17 protein-coding genes are annotated in these 16765 nt (G+C 66.2%); 13 read left to right on the top strand and 4 right to left on the bottom strand.

The annotated features are described in order from the left end of the window. Positions 1-4: 4 nt before the first annotated feature. Positions 5-1135 (bottom strand): 4-hydroxyphenylpyruvate dioxygenase, encoded by a 1131-nt coding sequence (gene hppD, locus E8L99_RS02325; RefSeq protein WP_137098034.1) that lies wholly within the window; start codon positions 1133-1135, stop codon positions 5-7. A 122-nt stretch (positions 1136-1257) separates the two neighbouring features. Here hppD and E8L99_RS02320 point away from each other — a divergent pair, with 122 nt between their 5' ends. The 6 genes from E8L99_RS02320 (at position 1258) to E8L99_RS02295 (ending at position 6189) form a co-directional block, all read left to right on the top strand. After that, entirely contained in the window at positions 1258-1734 is a 477-nt protein-coding gene (locus E8L99_RS02320) for an Lrp/AsnC family transcriptional regulator (RefSeq protein WP_137098033.1), read from the top strand. Positions 1735-1849: 115 nt separating this feature from the next. After that, entirely contained in the window at positions 1850-3208 is a 1359-nt protein-coding gene (locus tag E8L99_RS02315) for a nucleobase:cation symporter-2 family protein (RefSeq protein ID WP_137098032.1), read from the top strand. A gap of 90 nt (positions 3209-3298) precedes the next feature. Next, the gene (gene eda, locus E8L99_RS02310; protein ID WP_137098031.1) at positions 3299-3928 is read left to right on the top strand and encodes a bifunctional 4-hydroxy-2-oxoglutarate aldolase/2-dehydro-3-deoxy-phosphogluconate aldolase; all 630 of its coding nucleotides are present in this window, start codon (positions 3299-3301) and stop codon (positions 3926-3928) included. An 89-nt stretch (positions 3929-4017) separates the two neighbouring features. Then, positions 4018-5022: a tellurite resistance TerB family protein gene (locus E8L99_RS02305; RefSeq protein WP_137098030.1), complete on the top strand. Its 1005-nt coding sequence runs from the start codon at positions 4018-4020 to the stop codon at positions 5020-5022. A gap of 121 nt (positions 5023-5143) precedes the next feature. Then, complete coding sequence (locus E8L99_RS02300; protein WP_168201526.1) at positions 5144-5695, top strand: permease; 552 nt, start codon at positions 5144-5146, stop codon at positions 5693-5695. Next, positions 5692-6189 (top strand): hypothetical protein, encoded by a 498-nt coding sequence (locus E8L99_RS02295; protein ID WP_137098028.1) that lies wholly within the window; start codon positions 5692-5694, stop codon positions 6187-6189. Before E8L99_RS02300 ends, E8L99_RS02295 begins: the two co-directional genes overlap by 4 nt. Positions 6190-6198: 9 nt before the next feature. Here the strand turns inward: E8L99_RS02295 and E8L99_RS02290 are convergent, their stop codons facing one another. Continuing rightward, positions 6199-7383 (bottom strand): pyridoxal phosphate-dependent aminotransferase, encoded by a 1185-nt coding sequence (locus tag E8L99_RS02290; RefSeq protein WP_137098027.1) that lies wholly within the window; start codon positions 7381-7383, stop codon positions 6199-6201. A 159-nt stretch (positions 7384-7542) separates the two neighbouring features. Here E8L99_RS02290 and E8L99_RS02285 point away from each other — a divergent pair, with 159 nt between their 5' ends. The 5 genes from E8L99_RS02285 (at position 7543) to E8L99_RS02265 (ending at position 13471) form a co-directional block, all read left to right on the top strand. After that, entirely contained in the window at positions 7543-9345 is a 1803-nt protein-coding gene (locus E8L99_RS02285; RefSeq protein WP_137098026.1) for an IlvD/Edd family dehydratase, read from the top strand. A gap of 105 nt (positions 9346-9450) precedes the next feature. Beyond that, positions 9451-10374: a class I SAM-dependent methyltransferase gene (locus tag E8L99_RS02280; RefSeq protein ID WP_137098025.1), complete on the top strand. Its 924-nt coding sequence runs from the start codon at positions 9451-9453 to the stop codon at positions 10372-10374. Positions 10375-10387: 13 nt separating this feature from the next. Next, a complete protein-coding gene (locus E8L99_RS02275; protein ID WP_137098024.1) occupies positions 10388-11131 on the top strand; it encodes a pseudouridine synthase in 744 nt (247 codons plus the stop codon). 349 nt (positions 11132-11480) lie between these two features. Next, positions 11481-12332, top strand: coding sequence for an isocitrate lyase/PEP mutase family protein (locus E8L99_RS02270; RefSeq protein WP_137098023.1), 852 nt, complete (start codon positions 11481-11483; stop codon positions 12330-12332). Further along, positions 12329-13471, top strand: a complete 1143-nt coding sequence (locus E8L99_RS02265; protein ID WP_252511240.1) for a GNAT family N-acetyltransferase — start codon at positions 12329-12331, stop codon at positions 13469-13471. Before E8L99_RS02270 ends, E8L99_RS02265 begins: the two co-directional genes overlap by 4 nt. A gap of 16 nt (positions 13472-13487) precedes the next feature. Here the strand turns inward: E8L99_RS02265 and E8L99_RS02260 are convergent, their stop codons facing one another. Together E8L99_RS02260 and E8L99_RS02255 are read right to left on the bottom strand one after the other, a co-directional pair. Continuing rightward, complete coding sequence (locus E8L99_RS02260) at positions 13488-13724, bottom strand: hypothetical protein (RefSeq protein ID WP_137098021.1); 237 nt, start codon at positions 13722-13724, stop codon at positions 13488-13490. Between the two features lie 90 nt (positions 13725-13814). Next, positions 13815-14942: a serine hydrolase domain-containing protein gene (locus E8L99_RS02255; protein ID WP_137098020.1), complete on the bottom strand. Its 1128-nt coding sequence runs from the start codon at positions 14940-14942 to the stop codon at positions 13815-13817. A 188-nt stretch (positions 14943-15130) separates the two neighbouring features. Here E8L99_RS02255 and zigA point away from each other — a divergent pair, with 188 nt between their 5' ends. Together zigA and E8L99_RS02245 are read left to right on the top strand one after the other, a co-directional pair. Then, a complete protein-coding gene (zigA, locus tag E8L99_RS02250) occupies positions 15131-16360 on the top strand; it encodes a zinc metallochaperone GTPase ZigA (RefSeq protein WP_137098019.1) in 1230 nt (409 codons plus the stop codon). A 5-nt stretch (positions 16361-16365) separates the two neighbouring features. Beyond that, on the top strand, positions 16366-16632 hold the full coding sequence (locus E8L99_RS02245) for a hypothetical protein (protein WP_252511239.1): 267 nt from the start codon (positions 16366-16368) through the stop codon (positions 16630-16632). Positions 16633-16765 lie beyond the last annotated feature (133 nt).

Genomic DNA, 16765 nt, shown 5'->3' with positions numbered 1-16765 from the left:
CCGGTCAGGCCGCCTTTTCGCCAATGACGCCGCGGCGGATCTGATCCTCCTCGATGGATTCGAACAGGGCGCGGAAATTGCCCTCGCCGAAACCGTCATCGCCCTTGCGCTGGATGAACTCGAAGAAGATCGGGCCCAACACCGTGCCGGAGAAGATCTGCAGCAGCACCCGCGACATGCGGCCCTCCTTCTCGCCGACGGCAACCGCACCTTCGCCATCGATCAGGATGCCCGCGCGCTTCATGCGGTCCACCGGCTCGCCATGGCCGGGCACGCGGCCGTCGACCTTCTCGTAATAGGTGGCGGGTGGCGAGGGCATGAAGGGCAGGCCATTGGCGCGAAGGGCCTCGACAGTCTGGTAGATATCGCGCGAGCCGCAGGCGATGTGCTGGATGCCCTCGCCCTTGTATTCGCGGAGATACTCCTCGATCTGGCTCTTGTCGTCGAGGCTCTCGTTGATCGGGATGCGGATCTTGCCGCAGGGCGATGTCAGCGCCCGCGAGATCAGCCCGGTCAGCTTGCCCTCGATGTTGAAGAAGCGGATTTCCTTGAAATTGAACAGCTTCTCATACCAGCCAGCCCAGTGGTCCATGCGGCCGCGGTGAACGTTGTGGGTGAGGTGGTCGAGATAGTAGAGGCCGGCCTGTTCGGGATGGGGATCGCGCTCGCCCGTCCAGACGAAGTCGACATCCCAGATCGAGCCCTTGTTACCGTAGCGGTCGACGAAATAGAGCAGCGAGCCGCCAATGCCGCGCACGGCGGGAATGGCCAGTTCGTTCGGGCCAACGGCGGTGGTGTAAGGCTCCGCTCCCAGCGAGAGGGCGCGCTCATAGGCGTGCTTGGCGTCGGTGACGCGGAAGGCCATGGCGCAGGCGCAGGGGCCGTGCTCGGCGGCGAAAGCGGCTGCAAAGCTGTCCGGCTCGGCATTGACGACATAGTTCACGTCGCCCTGGCGATAGAGCGTCACGGCCTTGGAGCGATGGCGGGCGACCGCCGTGAAGCCCATCAGCTCCAGCACCCGGCTGAGTTCTGCCGGATCGGGATGGGCGAATTCGACGAATTCGAAGCCGTCGGTGCCCATAGGGTTTTCCGGGCTGATGGCGGCGGGCAAGGCATCGTGGGGGAACGGACCCATGGCGGGGCTCCTTGGCAAAGGTGACGAGAAGCCAGTGTCGTGCAGATCGGGCGCAATGAGTGTGAGAAAATCTGATTGAACCGACTCTTGTGCGCATGTTTCGTGCATGATTATGCTGATTGATGACCGAACCGATCACGCTCGATGAATTCGACCTGCGCCTGCTTGATGCCTTGCAGGCCGACGGGGCACGCACCAACCAGCAACTGGCCGATCTCGTACGGCTGTCGCCATCCCAGGTGTCGCGCCGCCGCCAGCGCCTCGAGGAAACTGGTGTGATCCGCCGCTACCGGGCCGATCTCGACGCGATGCGGCTGGGCTTCGGGGTCGTGGTGTTCATCTTCGTGTCGCTCGCCACCCATTCGGGCCTGAATGCCAAGCGGTTCCGCGACCTCGTGCGCATGATGCCGGAAGTGCAGGAAGCGCATGCGATGACCGGCGATGCCGATTACCTGCTGAAGCTGGTCGTGCGCGATCTCAAAGGCCTGTCGGCGCTGGTCAATGACGTTCTGCTGCCGCACGAGAGCGTGGCGCGGGTGCGCTCGTCCATCGTGCTCGACACTCTGAAGGACGATCCGCGCCTGCCACTGGAGCGTTGAACGCTCCAGAGCGTGCCGAAACTCCACCTTGCTTACGTAGATTCTCTCGCTTGTTCCGCCCCGGTTGGCCCCGATGATGCAGGGGTGACGTTACGCGCACGCCTGAGGGGGCCCCATGTCGAATCCATCCGTCCATCCCGTCGATGAGGTGCTGCCAGCACCGCAACTGGTGACACTCGGGCTTCAGCATGTGCTGGTCATGTATGCGGGTGCGGTGGCCGTGCCGCTGATCATCGGGCGGGCGTTGAAGCTGTCGCCGGAACAGGTGGCGCTGCTGATCAATGCCGATCTCTTCGCCTGCGGCATCGCGACCCTGATCCAGGCCTATGGCATTCCCGGCTTCGGCATCCGCCTGCCGGTCATGATGGGCGTGACCTTTGCCGCCGTGACCCCGATGGTCGCCATGGCCAACAATCCGGAGCTCGGCATTCTCGGCATTTTCGGCTCGGTCATTGCTGCCGGCATCTTCACCATCGTGGTCGCGCCGTTCATCTCGCGGCTCTTGCCACTGTTCCCGCCGATCGTCACCGGCACGATCATCCTGATGATCGGCATTTCGCTGATGCGGGTCGGCGTCAACTGGGCCGCGGGGGCCGCCGCGCCGAACCTGCCCGGCTATGGCGATCTCACCCACCTGGCGGTGGCCGCCTTCGTGCTGGTGCTGATCCTCGCCATCACCAAATATGTGAAGGGCTTCTTCGGCAATATCTCGGTGCTGCTTGGCATCGTCATCGGCTGCGTCATTGCCTTTGCCATCGGCAAGATGAGCTTCACCAAGGTGGGTGAAGCCGCCTGGTTCGGCCTGATCCTGCCGTTCCAGTTCGGCATGCCGAAATTCGATCCGATCGCCATCATCACCATGTGCATCGTGATGATCGTGGTGATGATCGAATCGGCCGGTATGTTCCTGGCGCTCGGCGACATCACCGACAAGGAGATCACCCAGGACGACATGACGCGCGGCCTGCGCACCGATGGTCTCGGCACGTTGATCGGCGGCATCTTCAACACGTTCCCCTACACGTCGTTCTCGCAGAATGTCGGGCTGATCGGGGTGACGGGCGTGAAGAGCCGGTTCGTCTGCGTGGCCGGCGGCATCATCATGCTGGTGATGGGGCTGGTGCCGAAGCTTGGCGCGCTGGTCGAATCCGTGCCGCTCTTCGTGCTGGGCGGCGCAGGGATCGTGATGTTCGGCATGGTGGCCGCCACCGGCATCCGCATCCTCGCCGGCGTCGACTACAAGACCAACCGCAACAATCTCTACATCGTGGCGATCTCGATCGGTTTCGGCATGATCCCGCTGGTGGCACCCGACTTCTTCAAGGCGATGCCGAAGGACCTGAGCCCGCTCCTGCATTCGGGCATCCTGCTGTCGGCGATCAGCGCGGTGGCGCTCAATCTCTATTTCAACGGCATGGTGTCGGCGGACGAGGCTAAGCGGATGGCGGCTGCCAATACCCACGGCTCGGAATGAGCTGAGTGCGGCGCCGGTTTGTCCGGCGCCGACGCCCTATCCGCCGCAGGGCTTGTATGGTAGCTCCGAAGCTCCGAGCGGAGCTTTGCCATGCGTCACGACGGCCGTCCCATTCTCGCCCGTAGCCCGGTCATTCCGGTGCTGACCATCCACGATGTCGCGAGCGCCGTGCCGCTGGCCCGGGCGCTGGTCGCGGGCGGCCTGCCGGTCATCGAGGTGACGCTGCGCACCGAGCAGGCGCTGGCCGCCATCAAGGCGATCGTTCACGACGTGCCGGATGCGATTGTCGGAGCAGGAACGATCCTCAATCCCGCCGATATCGCCCATGCCCTGGCTGCTGGGTCGCGGTTTCTCGTCTCGCCCGGCACACCGCCGGATCTCGCCCGCGACCTGTCGGAAGTGGCGATTCCTGTCCTGCCGGGCTGCGCCACCGTCACGGAAGCGATGCAGCTTGCCGCGCGCGGCTTTACCGCGCTGAAGTTCTTTCCGGCCGAAGCCTCGGGTGGGATCGCCTTCCTGAAGAGCCTTTCAGGCCCCCTGCCGAACCTGCTCTTCTGCCCGACCGGCGGCATCGATCTCGCCAAGGCACCGGGCTATCTGGCGCTTCCCAATGTCGGGGCCGTCGGTGGCAGCTGGGTCGTGCCGGATGACGCGCTGAAGGCCGGCGACTTCGCCCGGATCGAAACGCTCGCCCGCGAGGCCGCCCTCCTGCGACATTGACGCCGCAGCGGCAGGCCGCAATCCCGCCGTCTTGTCGCAGGACAGTCGCGCTTTCCCACTATCCTGCTGCCGACATCGAGGGGCGCCCCATGACCGATATTTCCAAGATTCTCACGGCCGTCCTGTCGGGCGGCACGCAGAGCGGCGGCCAGGGCGGCCTGCTTGGACAATTGGCCGGCGGTGCCCAGTCCGGACAGGGCGGTGGCATCGGCGCCATCCTGAACAGCCTTGGCGGCGGCCAGTCCGGCCAGGGCGGCAGCCTCATCGACCAGGTCAAGGCGGCGATCGCCCAAGCGCAGGGCAGCCGGGGCGGTCCGAGTTCCGTGCCGTCGGTTCAGACCGGTGCGGCACCCATCGCACCCGGGCAGGGCGGTGGCTTCCTGGAGCAGATCACCAATGCGCTGCAGAGCGGCTCGGCCCAGGGCGGGCTCGGCGGCCTGCTGGGCCAGGCGGCCGATGTGCTGCGCAACCAGAGCGGCGGCTTCGCCGGTGGCGCTGCGGCCGGCACGCTTGCCGGTCTGCTGCTCGGCACCGGTGCCGGGCGCCGCATCGCCGGTTCGGCGGCGACCCTTGGCGGGCTCGCCGCGATCAGCGGCCTCGCCTATGTCGCGCTGCGCAATTACACGGCGGGCAGGCCGGTGGTGCAGGGGACGATCAACGACGTGACCTCGCTGTTCAACGGCGGCCAGCAGCCGCCCGCGGGCTTCACCCAGGCCGCCGGTTCGGCCGATGCGACCGCCGAGGTTCTCGTGCGCTCGATGGTGGCGGCGGCCTTCGCTGACGGCGTTCTCAGCGATGACGAGCGTCACGCGATTGTCGGCCAACTCGACGGCCTCGGCCTTGGCGCCGACGAGCGTGCCTATCTCGACGGGCTCTTGAACCATCCCGACGATGTCAGCTCGATTGCCGCTCTCTGCCAGACCGACGAGCTGAAGGCGCAGGCCTATCTCGCCGCCCATCTCGCGATCCATGTCGACACCGCCGCCGAAGCCCAGTTCCTCGGCAATCTCGCCCAGGCGCTCGGGCTCGACAGCCAGCTGGTGGCCCATCTCGACCAGGCCGCCGCCGAAGCCAAGGCCTCGGCTGCCGCCTGAGCGGCCAAAGCGCGGTTCGGCGCAACACTGACCCGCAAGGTTCCGTGTTGTCCGGGCCGCCCGGACCGCTAGGTTGCCGACATTGCGCGGCGCGTCCGCCGCGCCCTCCGGCTCATATCCCTTGGCGCCTTCCAATCCTCCCGCAAAGCACCGCAATTTCGTCGATGTCTCGACCCTGGTGGTTCTGGCGCTCGTGCTCATCGGCGCTGGCTTCGTCTATCGCCGCGACGGGCTTGCCGGCGTCTGGCATATCCTCGCCGAAGACAGCTGGCTGTTCGTCGACATCTTGCCGAAGGTGCTGGCCGGCTGCCTGATCGGCGCCTTTGCCTCGGCCCTCGTGCGGCGCGAACTGGTGGCGCGCTGGGTCGGGGCGGATTCCGGCCTTGTCGGCCTGATCATCGCGACCGCCATCGGCGCGTTCCTGCCGGGCGGTCCCTTCACCATCTATCCTCTGGCCGGCGCCTTCCTGGCGATCGGTGCCGGTGTCGGCCCGGCCGTCGCCTTCGTGACGAGCTGGACGCTGATCGGCTTCAACCGCGCGGTGATCTGGGAACTGCCGTTCTTCGGCATCGACTTCGTGGTGGTGCGGGCGCTGGCCTCACTGCCACTGCCGATCCTGGCGGGTCTCGGCGCGCATCTCCTCTCGCGCTATGTGCCGGGAGGTCCGCGATGATTGTCCTGGTGCTCACCTTCGCCCTCTGGGCGCTGGTCGTCGTGCTCGGCTTCATCGCGTGGCGCCGCGGCGGCGGCCTGCTGCCGGCAAGCCTGAAGGCGGGCGGGCTCGATTTCGTCTATCTCATTCCCCGGCTTGCCATCGGCATCATCGGCTCGGGCTTCCTCGCAGCCCTGCTGCCGGAAGATGTCATCCGCTCGTGGCTCGGCCCGGAATCGGGGCCGGCGGGCCTGATGCTTGCCTCGCTTGCCGGCGCGCTGACGCCGGGCGGGCCGGTCGTCGGGTTCGCCATCGGCTCCACCGCCCTGAAGAGCGGCGCCGGCTCGCCCGCCGTTGTCGCCTATGTCACGGCCTGGGCCTTGTTCGCGGTCCAGCGCCTGTTCGTCTGGGAATTGCCGGTCATGCCCGCGCGGGTTGTCTGGCTCAGGGTCGCGGCATCGCTGCCGCTACCCTTCCTGTCGGCCTGGGGCTACATGCTGCTCGGCGGCCGCTGAGGCCGGACGTCAGGGCGCGTTGCGCCGCTCCAGGAAGTTCTTCATCCGGTCGAGCGCCTTGAGGATGTTCTCCGCCGAATTGGCGTAGCTCAGCCGGATATAGCCCTCGCCGAACACGCCGAAATCCGGTCCGCCGATCGTCGCGACGCCCGCATCTTCCAGAAGAGCGGAGGCCAGCGGCTTGGCCTTCCACTTGGTCTCCTTGATGTTCGGGAAGGCGTAGAAGGCGCCCTTCGGAACGATGCAGGAGACGCCCGGCAGCTTGTTCAGCCCGTCGACCACCAGCTTCCGGCGGCTATCGAACTCGGCGACCATGCGCTTCACCTCGTCCTGCGGGCCGGTGAGGGCTTCCAGCGCTGCGAATTGCGACGGCGCGTTGACGCAGGAGAACGAGTTCACCGCGAGCTTGCGGGCATATTCGTAGAGCTTGCCCGGCCAGATCGAATAGCCAAGCCGCCAGCCGGTCATGGCATAGGTCTTGGACCAGCCGTTGAGCAGGATCGTCCGGTCGCGGATCGAGGGATAGGAGAGGAGGCAGACATGCTCCTCGCCGTCATAGATCATCTGGTCGTAGATCTCGTCCGACATGATAGCGACGTCGGGCCATTTCTCCAGGCCCTTCACCAGCTTGTCGATCTCCGCCTTGGGCGTCACGCCGCCGGTCGGGTTGGCGGGCGAATTGACGATGACCAGGCGGGTCGCCGGTGTGATCAGGGACAGGAGTTCGTCGGCGGAGAAGGCAAAGCCGTTCTCTTCGCGGATCGGCACCGGAATGGGCGTCGCGCCGGTATATTCGATCATCGAGCGATAGATCGGGAAGCCCGGATCCGGATAGAGGATTTCCGCGCCCGGCTCGCCGAACATCAGGATCGCCATGAACATGGTGACCTTGCCGCCCGGCACGATCATCACCTCTTCCGGCGAGACGGAGACCTTGAAGCGGCGGTCGAGATCGGCGGCCACCGCCTCGCGCAGCGGCAGGATGCCATTCGCCGGCGTGTAGCCGTGATGGCCGTCGCGGATCGCCTTGATCGCGGCTTCCGTGATGTTGGCGGGGGTGGCAAAATCCGGCTGGCCGATGCCGAGATTGATCACGTCCTTGCCCTGGCGCATCAGCGCCGTGGCGCGGGCGAGCACAGCGAAGGCGTTTTCCTCGCCGATGCGGTCGAAGTTCGGGACGGTGCGAAGGGCCATGCGGACGTTTCCTTGAGCGACGGGCTCTACGCCTGCATGGGCGCTGCCCGGTTTCCTCGTTGATTTCCCCGCGGCAACGGGTTCATCTTGTCTTCAATCACGACGCTCAGGCCGATTCAATCGATTTGAAGCCCGAGGGCGCGAACTGGAGGAATGCACATGGCCCGCCGGAAGATGAAGCCGCAGAACCTGCGCTCGAAGCAGTGGTTCGACAATCCCGACAATCCCGGCATGACCGCGATCTATCTGGAGCGCACGGTCAACTGGGGCCTGACGGTGGAAGAGCTCACCTGCGGCAAGCCGATCATCGGCATCGCCCAGACCGGCTCGGACATCTCGCCGTGCAACCGCCATCACATCGAGCTCGCCCAGCGCGTGAAGGACGGCATCCGCGATGCCGGCGGCATTCCGCTGGAATTCCCGGTCCACCAGATCCAGGAAACGCTCAAGCGCCCGACCGCCGCGCTCGACCGCAACCTGCAATATCTCTCGCTGGTCGAGATCCTCTACGGCTATCCGCTGGATGGCTGCGTGCTGCTCACCGGCTGCGACAAGACCATGCCGGCCATGGTGATGGGCGCGGCCACTGTCAACATTCCCTCCATCGTGCTCTCCGGCGGCCCGATGCTGAACGGCTGGTGGAACGGCAAGCGTGCCGGCTCCGGCACGGTCGTGTGGGAGGCCCGCAAGCTGCAGGCCGACGGCACGATCACCTATGACGAGTTCATCGACGTGGTGACCAAGTCGGCGCCGTCGATCGGCCATTGCAACACGATGGGCACGGCTTCCACCATGAACGCGCTCGCCGAGGCGCTCGGCATGTCGCTGCCCTCCTGCGCCGCGATCCCAGCGCCCTATCGCGAGCGCGGCCAGATGGCCTATGCGACGGGCCGGCGGATCGTCGACATGGTGTGGGAGGATCTGAAACCCTCCGACATCCTCACCCGCGAAGCCTTCGAGAACACGATCGTCGCCAATTCCGCCATCGGCGGCTCAACCAATGCGCCGATCCACATCAACGCGATCGCCAAGCATATCGGCGTGAAGCTCGACATCGACGACTGGGAGAAGGTCGGCCACGAGGTGCCGCTCTTGGTCAACATGCAGCCGGCCGGCGCCTATCTCGGCGAGGAATATTTCCGCGCAGGTGGCCTGCCCGCCGTGATGAACCAACTGCTGAAGGCCGGCAAGATCCACGGCAATGCGATCACTGCCAATGGCAAGACCATGGCCGAGAACGTCAAGGATGCGACGATCTCGGACGAGGACGTGATCCGGCCCTATGACAAGCCGCTGGTGAAGGATGCCGGCTTCATTGTGCTGAAGGGCAACCTGTTCGATTCAGCCATCATGAAGACCAGCGTCATCTCGCCGGACTTCCGCAAACGCTACCTGTCGAACCCCAAGGACAAGGACGCCTTCGAGGGCCGCGCCATCGTGTTCGATGGGCCGGAGGACTATCACCACCGGATCGACGACCCCTCGCTGAAGATCGACGAACATTGCGTGCTGTTCGTGCGCGGCGTCGGCCCGCTCGGCTATCCGGGCTCGGCCGAGGTGGTCAACATGCAGCCGCCCTCGGCGCTGCTCAAGGCCGGCATCCGCGATCTGCCGTGCATCGGCGACGGCCGCCAGTCCGGCACGTCGGGCTCGCCGTCGATCCTCAATGCCTCGCCGGAAGCCGGCGCCAATGGCGGTCTGGCGGTTCTCAAGACCGGCGACCGCGTGCGCATCGACCTCAACAAGCGCTCTGCCAATATCCTCATCTCGGAGGAGGAATTTGCGGCGCGCATGGCCGAGCTGAAGAAGAACGGGGGCTACAAGGTGCCGAAGAGCCAGACGCCCTGGCAGGAGATCCAGCGCTCGATGGTGAGCCAGCTCTCCGACGGCATGGTGCTGAAGCCGGCGGTGAAATACCAGAAGATCGCGCAGAAGCGCGGGATTCCGCGGGACAATCACTGATCTCTCACCACTTTCCATCAGAACGCTCTCCGCCCCAGGCGGGGAGCGTTTTCATTTTGCAGCCCCTGCATGGCGCGGCGGGGCCGGGCACGATAAGAAGCGGCCATGACAAAACCCGCCGCCCCGACCTTCGGCCTCTATGGCCAACCGCCTGCCGAACTCGTCGATGTCCCGGCAGGCGCCCTCCAGTACTCGCCCGTCATCCCCGGATCGGACGTGTTGGCGTCTGCCGCCGCGGGGTCGCTCTCCGGCATGATCGTGCTGGCGCCGCCCGCGACGATCGAACGGCGTTCGGTCGTTGCCGGCGCGCTGCGCGCGGTGAAGGCCGGCGGCGAGCTCACCATTCTGGCCCCCAAGGACAAGGGCGGCTCCCGCCTGCGCAAGGAACTGGAAGCCTTCGGCTGCAGCGTGGAGGAGGATGCCCGCAGGCATCACCGCATCTGCACGGTCGCGCGGCCGGCCGAAGTCACCGGACTTGACGAGGCGATCGCCGAGGGCGCCCCGCGGCTTGTCGAGGCGATCGGGCTCTGGTCGCAGCCGGGCGTGTTCTCCTGGGACCGGATCGACCCGGGCAGCGCGCTCCTGATGGAGCATCTGCCGCAGCTTGCCGGCCGGGGCGCTGATCTCGGCTGCGGCATCGGCGTGCTGTCGCGCAAGATCCTGACCTCGGCTCCGGTCGCCAGCCTCGCCATGGTCGATGTCGACCGCCGCGCGCTGGAGGCCGCCAAGCTCAATGTCGTGGACTCACGCGCCACCCGCATCTGGGCCGATCTTCGCCAGCCGCTGCCGGATCTGCGCGGCCTCGATTTCGTGGTGATGAACCCGCCCTTCCACGATGGCGGCGCCGAGGACAAGGCGCTGGGCCAGATGTTCGTGCGCCGCGCCGCCGAACTGCTGCGGCGAGGCGGGCGCTGCCTGCTCGTCGCCAACCGTCATCTGCCTTACGAAAGCGTGCTGCAGCCCCTGTTCAAGACCGTGACGATGCGGGTGGAGACGGGAGCCTACAAGGTCTACGAGGCGCAGATATGATCAAGGCTTGGACATGAGCAAGGGACCCGCCAATCTCCGGCTCGACCGGCTCCTGGCCAATCTCGGCTATGGCTCGCGCCGCGAGGTGCAGGGTCTGGTCGATGCCGGCCTGGTCAAGCTCGACGGCGTGGTGATGCAGGATGCCGACCAGCGCATCGCCATCACGCCCGATCTCTCGTCCCGTATGGTGGTGCGTGGCCGCCCACTCGACCCGCCGCCGGGCATGGCGCTGATGCTGCACAAGCCGCTCGGCGTCACCTGTTCGCACAAGGAGGCCGGGCCGCTGATCTATTCGCTGCTGCCCGACCGCTGGCGCAGGCGCGACCCCGCGATCTCGACGGTTGGCCGGCTCGACAAGGAGACGTCAGGCCTGATCCTGCTGACTGATGACGGCGCGCTGCTGCACCGGATCATCTCGCCGAAAAGCAATGTGCCGAAGCGCTATCTGGCGACGCTGGACCGGCCGCTGAAGGGCGACGAAGCCCAGATTTTCGCATCGGGCACCCTGATGCTGGAGGGAGAGGACAAGCCGCTGCTCCCGGCCGAACTCGAGGTGATCTCGCCGGTGAGCGCCCATGTCACCGTGCATGAGGGCCGCTACCACCAGGTGCGGCGGATGTTTGCGGCTTTGGGCAATCACGTGACGGCGCTGCACCGGGATCTGGTGGGCGGGCTGGACCTGCCGGAGGATCTGGAGCCGGGTCAGTATCGCTTGCTGGGCGAGGCCGATGTGAAGGCGATCTTCGGCAAGGGGTGAGGGCTTCTTCGCGCCCAGGCCGTTTCCCCCTAGTCGCCGCTCCACGCGCACATCCGTCATCCCCGGCGAGCGAAGTGTCAGCGAGCGAGGGAAGGGGATCCAGGGGCCCCGCGGCGCGAACCATCCGCGGGTTGCGAGGTCAGGACCAGCGATTCCTGGACCCCCTTCCCTCGGCCTTCGGCCTCGCCGGGGGTGACGTGCGTGACAATCGGGGCGGTGCGTGACGGTGAGAAGCGGTGAGGCTTCGCACCCGCCCATTCGCAGCCGCGATCCGGCGCATCAGAAGGATTGGCTTGCGCGCCCGCCGCCACTCGGAAAATCTGCCACTCCAATCTCACGGGAGGGCGCCATGACTGATCTCGATCCGGCCAAGGTCCAGGCGACCCGCGCAACATTCCGCGCCCTGCATGAGCGCGGCTGTTTCGTCATACCCAACCCCTGGGACATCGGCACCGCGCTGATGCTGAAGCATCTCGGCTTCAAGGCGCTGGCCACGACCTCGTCGGGCCTGTCCTTCTCGCGCGGGTTGCCGGACGCCGAATGGGCCGTGCCGCGGGATATGGCGCTGGCCCATATTGCCGAGATCGTCCGCGCCACCGACCTGCCGGTGAATGCCGATTTCGAATCCGGCTATGCCCATGACCCGGAGACGGTGGCGAAGAATGCTCATCTCTGCGCCGAGACCGGCGTTGCCGGCCTCTCCATCGAGGACAATGCCGGCGATCCCGCCAAGCCACTCTACGATTTCGATCTGGCGGTGGAGCGGGTGAAGGCAACGGTCGCCGCGCTCAAAGGCTCCGGCGTGATGGTGACGGCGCGCTGCGAAGCCCATCTCCTCGGCGTGCCGGATGCCCGCGCGATCGCGCTGAAGCGGCTCGTCGCCTTCGCGGAAGCGGGCGCCGACGTGCTCTATGCGCCGGGGCTGAAGACGAAAGAGCAGATCGCCGAAGTGGTGCAGGCGGTCGCGCCGAAACCGGTCAACCTGATCATTGCCGGGCCGATCGGGCTTTCGGTCGCCGATGCGGCGGAACTTGGCGTCCGGCGGATCAGTGTCGGCTCGGCCTTCGCGCGGGCTGCCTGGGGCGGGTTCCTGAAGGCCGCCCGCGAGGTCGCCGGTCCCGGCACGTTCCACAGCCTCGGCGAGGCCGAGCCCTTCGCCGCCCTCAACACCTTCTTCCGCGATCATGGAGCGGCATCGTGAGTGCATTCGCCGTCGGGGCCGCTGTCGATACGACGCCAGCCCTCAAGCCCGACCACTGCGTCATCGAAGGCCGCTATGGACGGCTCCGGCCGATCGATCCGGCGCGCGACATCGAGGGCCTCTATGCCCTGTCGCACGGGGCGGAGAAGGACAGCCAATGGGCCTATCTGCCGCTTGGGCCCTTTGCCGACAAGGCGGGGTTCGCGGACGAGGTCCGGAAGATCGCAGCGGTCACGGCGGAGCGGGTGTTCTGGGCGGTCGCCGACAGGCAAGACCGGGCCGTCGGCTGGCTGTCGCTGATGCGCATCGACCCGGCCCACAAGACGATCGAGGTTGGCTACATTCTCTACACGCCGGCCCTGCAGCGCACGCCGCTCGCGACCGAAGCGCAATATCTGATCGCCCGGCATGTGTTCGAGACGCTCGGTTACCGGCGCTACGAGTGGAAGTGCAACGCCCTCAACGGCCCGTCGAAACGCGCGGCCGAGCGCTTCGGCTTTTCCTATGAGGGGCTGTTCCGCCAGCACATGATCGTCAAGGGTCACAGCCGCGACACGGCCTGGTTCTCGATGCTCGACAGCGAATGGCCGCAGCGCAAGCTTGCCTTCACCCGCTGGCTCGATCCGTCGAATTTCGATGCCGATGGACGCCAGAAGGTCAGCCTCGGGCTGATGAACCGGCTGATCGAGAGCGAGGGGCCGCTCGCCTTCCGGCGGGCGACGCTGGCCGATGTGCCGGCGATCCTGGCGCTGAAGGAAGCGGCCTATCTGCCGAACGAGGTCCTGACCGGCAATGCATCGTTTCCGCGCATGGTGGACTATGCGCAATCGATCAAGACGGAAGAGATCTGGCTGTCGGAAGACGCCGATGGGCTCGCGGCCTGCGTCGTGGTCGAGATGGCGGATGATCCGCTGATCGTGTCGCTGGCGGTGCATCCCCGCCATCAGGGCAAGCGCTATGGTGATGCGATCCTGGGGCTCGCCGAGCGCCGGCTGCGCGATCTCGGCGCGCCCCATGTGACGCTCTACACCAACTTCAAGCTGACCCAGCGCATCGAGTGGTATGCGCGCCGGGGATTTCAGCGCACCCATGTGAAGGAGATGGAGGACCGGAAGGTCCAGTATATGCGGAAGGACTAAGCCTGAGGCGGGCGTCTCAGCGGAACGGCTCGGCGCGCTGGGCCGAGCGGAAGAAGTAGAAGGCCGCGACGGCGCCGATGGCGCAGCCGGCAATCGTCGCCACGATCACTGCCTGATCGCCGAGCTTCAGGAGGCTCGACACAGCCCAGCCGGTTGTGCCCATGGCGCCGACGGCTTCGGTCGTGACGATGGCGGTCGCGCCAACGACATTGGCGACATTGGTCCAGTTGATCGGGCGCTCGGCTGCGGCCATGGGTCGTTCCTCGTGCGGCACGAAAGTCACTTGTATCTATGTGTGCGCAAATCCCGGCGGGATCAAGATGGTTGCTGTCAGCAACGCCGTTCAGCGCATCGCCGCCTGCACGTGAGCGAAGAAGGCGTCGAACGTCGTCTGGTTCATCCAGCGCAGGGCCGCGACCATGTCCTGTTCCGGGTTGACCCAGATGAGATTGGTGCCTGCACCCAGCGCGAAGGCGCTGGTGGCGGGGGCGTTGCGATAGCGCTTCTGGCCGATGTTCAACCACCAGAGATAGCCGTAATCCCCATTGGTCGGCGATGGCGTGAGCATGTCGGCGATGTAGCCTTGCGAGATCAGCTGGCGGCCGCCCCAGGCGCCCTGCCGCGCGACCAGCAGGCCGACACGGGCATGGTCGCGCGCCGAGATGAACAGGCCGCCGCCCCAATGGCCGCCGCCGGGAACCGACTGCACCTGCCGGCCGTCCATCTCGACGAAGGAATTGCGGTAGCCGTGCCAGCGCCAATCCTGCGAGGCGCCGATCGGATCCATGATCCGCTCCTTCAGCACCTCGGGCAGGGCGCGGCCAAAGCGGCGCATCAGCGCGTAGGAGAGCACATTCACGCGCACATCGTTATATTCGTAGAAGGTGCCGGGCGTCTTCAGCTCGCGCAGATGGCCCTTGCGGCTGTTGTCGGCGCCGGCGCCCAGCTGTCGGTTGTGGTCGACCTGGTCGGATTTCTCGAAGATCGTGCCCTGCCATTCGCTGGACCCCTGCAGCAGGTGGCGCCAGGTGATCTGGGCATTGTGTGCGCTTTCGAAGAACGGGCCATCGACGGAAGCGCCGACCCGGTCATCGACCTTGAACAGACCGTCGTCGATGGCGAGGCCGGCGAGGATCGCCAGATAGCTCTTGGCGATCGAGAAGGTCATGTCGGCGCGCGTCGTCTCGCCCCATTCGGCGACGATGCGGCCGCCCTTCAAGAGCACGCCCGCCGGCTTGCCGCGCGGCATGACCGGGCCGACGATCTCGCTCCAGGGGCCGGTCTCATTCCACTCGACAATGCCGACATAGCGGCCGTCGGGATAATAGAGGCTCATCGGCCAGGGGCTCTCGCTGGCGGTGGAGAACTCGGCGGCCGCCTTCAGGCCGGCGGCATCAAAGCCCGCGGCCTCCGGGGCGATCGTTTCCCATCCGGCGGCATCGGTTGCGGGCGTGAAGGCGGTGCTGGTCATTGGCGTGGCATCCGGATGGCATGATCGGCGGTTTGACCGCTCTCGCCTCCCTTATCGACGAGGGATCGTGCGCCGACAACCTGCTGGCGAGCAGGTCACCGTCGCTGTGGGTTCAGGTGCACCACCGGGTTGCAAGCCGCGTCTCTCTTCTGATATGTTATAGTATAACATTCATTGAGAGAGTGCCCATGCCCTCGTCGTCCGACGCTCGTCTTCCCGTTACCGTCCTCTCCGGCTTTCTCGGCGCCGGCAAGACGACCCTGCTCAACCATGTGCTGAACAACCGCGAGGGGCGGCGGGTGGCGGTCATCGTCAACGACATGTCCGAGGTGAACATCGATGCCGACCTGATCCGGGCCGGCGGCGCGGACCTGTCGCGCACCGACGAGAAGCTGGTCGAGATGACCAATGGCTGCATCTGCTGCACGCTGCGCGACGATCTCCTGGTGGAGGTGCGCCGCCTCGCCGAGAGCGGCAAGTACGATTATCTGCTGATCGAGGGCACCGGCATTGCCGAGCCGCTGCCGATCGCCGCCACCTTCTCGTTCCGCTCGGAGGAGGGCGAGGCGCTGGAGGACATCGCCCGGCTCGACACGATGGTGACGGTGGTCGATGCGATCAATCTGATCCGGGATTTCGGCAGCCAGGATTTTCTGGCCGACCGTGGCGAAACAGCGGGCGAGGGCGACGAACGCACGCTGGTCGATCTCCTCACCGACCAGATCGAGTTTGCCGACGTGGTGGTGCTCAACAAGGTCTCGGATGTCGCGCCTGCCCAGCGCCTGCTCGTGACGCAGATCATCCGGGCGCTCAATCCCGATGCGCGGATCGTCGAGGCGGATTTCGGCCGCGTGCCGCTGGATCTGGTGCTGAATACCGGCCTGTTCGACCACGAGAAGGCCGAAAGCCATCCGCTCTGGGCCAAGGAACTCTATGGCTTCAAGGACCATGTGCCGGAGACGGAGGAATATGGCATTTCCTCCTTCGTCTACCGGGCCGCCCGGCCGTTCGATCCGGTGAAATTCGACGCCTTCCTGAAGCGGAGCTGGCAAGGCCTCGTGCGCGCCAAGGGCCATTTCTGGCTGGCCAATCGTCCCAATTGGTGCGGGGAACTGTCGATTGCCGGCGCCGTGTGCCGCACCTCGGCCATGGGCTTCTGGTGGATCGCGGTGCCCAAGGCGCGCTGGCCGCAATCGGAGGAATGGCGCGAGATGCTGAAGCGCCACTGGCATCCGGTCTATGGCGACCGGCGGCAGGAGCTGGTGTTCATCGGCATCGGGATGGATGAGGCGGCCATGCGGGCGGAGCTCGACCAGTGCCTGCTCGGGCGCGCCTCGGCGACCAAGTTCAATCCGGCCGATTATGCGGGGCTCGCCGATCCTTTCCCGGCCTGGACCGTTGCGTCGGAAGCGGCCTGAGCGGAATGATGGGGTTCCTCACGCGCCCCCGCGCCGATCCGGCGCGGCAGGCGCTGATCGCGAGCCTCAACAGCCGCATTCGTGCCGTGCTGGGGCTTGGCGAGGATGACGGTCTCAGCCTCAGTGAGATCGTCTGCGCCGACCCGGCCTGCCCCGGCACGGAGACGGTGGTGCTGGTGATGCGGGTCGGCTGCCTGACCGAGGCCTTGAAGATCGCCAAGCCGCTGGCGGAGGTCGGCGAGGCGGATATTGCCGCGCTTGCGTGTGGCTGACGGGTGGTGGCGCCAGCTTGAAGCGCTCGCTCTGAATGTCGTCATGCCCGCCCTTGTGGCGGGCATCCACGTCTTCCGGCATCGTGCGGGCGGACATCGAAGACGTGGATGACCGGGACAAGCCCGGTCATGA

The organism is Phreatobacter aquaticus, assembly GCF_005160265.1.
Taxonomy (GTDB): Bacteria; Pseudomonadota; Alphaproteobacteria; order Rhizobiales; family Phreatobacteraceae; genus Phreatobacter; species Phreatobacter aquaticus.
The sequence above is the reverse complement of the archived record's forward strand: the minus strand, read 5'-3'. Positions and strand labels throughout refer to the sequence as shown.

Bases quoted from the DNA above. Each gene is read 5' to 3' on its own strand.
- hppD (WP_137098034.1), bottom strand. From the start codon at position 1,135: ATGGGTCCGTTCCCCCACGATGCCTTGCCCGCCGCCATCAGCCCGGAA.
- E8L99_RS02320 (WP_137098033.1), top strand. From the start codon at position 1,258: ATGACCGAACCGATCACGCTCGATGAATTCGACCTGCGCCTGCTTGAT.
- E8L99_RS02315 (WP_137098032.1), top strand. From the start codon at position 1,850: ATGTCGAATCCATCCGTCCATCCCGTCGATGAGGTGCTGCCAGCACCG.
- eda (WP_137098031.1), top strand. From the start codon at position 3,299: ATGCGTCACGACGGCCGTCCCATTCTCGCCCGTAGCCCGGTCATTCCG.
- E8L99_RS02305 (WP_137098030.1), top strand. From the start codon at position 4,018: ATGACCGATATTTCCAAGATTCTCACGGCCGTCCTGTCGGGCGGCACG.
- E8L99_RS02295 (WP_137098028.1), top strand. From the start codon at position 5,692: ATGATTGTCCTGGTGCTCACCTTCGCCCTCTGGGCGCTGGTCGTCGTG.
- E8L99_RS02290 (WP_137098027.1), bottom strand. From the start codon at position 7,383: ATGGCCCTTCGCACCGTCCCGAACTTCGACCGCATCGGCGAGGAAAAC.
- E8L99_RS02285 (WP_137098026.1), top strand. From the start codon at position 7,543: ATGGCCCGCCGGAAGATGAAGCCGCAGAACCTGCGCTCGAAGCAGTGG.
- E8L99_RS02280 (WP_137098025.1), top strand. From the start codon at position 9,451: ATGACAAAACCCGCCGCCCCGACCTTCGGCCTCTATGGCCAACCGCCT.
- E8L99_RS02275 (WP_137098024.1), top strand. From the start codon at position 10,388: ATGAGCAAGGGACCCGCCAATCTCCGGCTCGACCGGCTCCTGGCCAAT.
- E8L99_RS02270 (WP_137098023.1), top strand. From the start codon at position 11,481: ATGACTGATCTCGATCCGGCCAAGGTCCAGGCGACCCGCGCAACATTC.
- E8L99_RS02260 (WP_137098021.1), bottom strand. From the start codon at position 13,724: ATGGCCGCAGCCGAGCGCCCGATCAACTGGACCAATGTCGCCAATGTC.
- E8L99_RS02255 (WP_137098020.1), bottom strand. From the start codon at position 14,942: ATGACCAGCACCGCCTTCACGCCCGCAACCGATGCCGCCGGATGGGAA.
- zigA (WP_137098019.1), top strand. From the start codon at position 15,131: ATGCCCTCGTCGTCCGACGCTCGTCTTCCCGTTACCGTCCTCTCCGGC.
- E8L99_RS02245 (WP_252511239.1), top strand. From the start codon at position 16,366: ATGATGGGGTTCCTCACGCGCCCCCGCGCCGATCCGGCGCGGCAGGCG.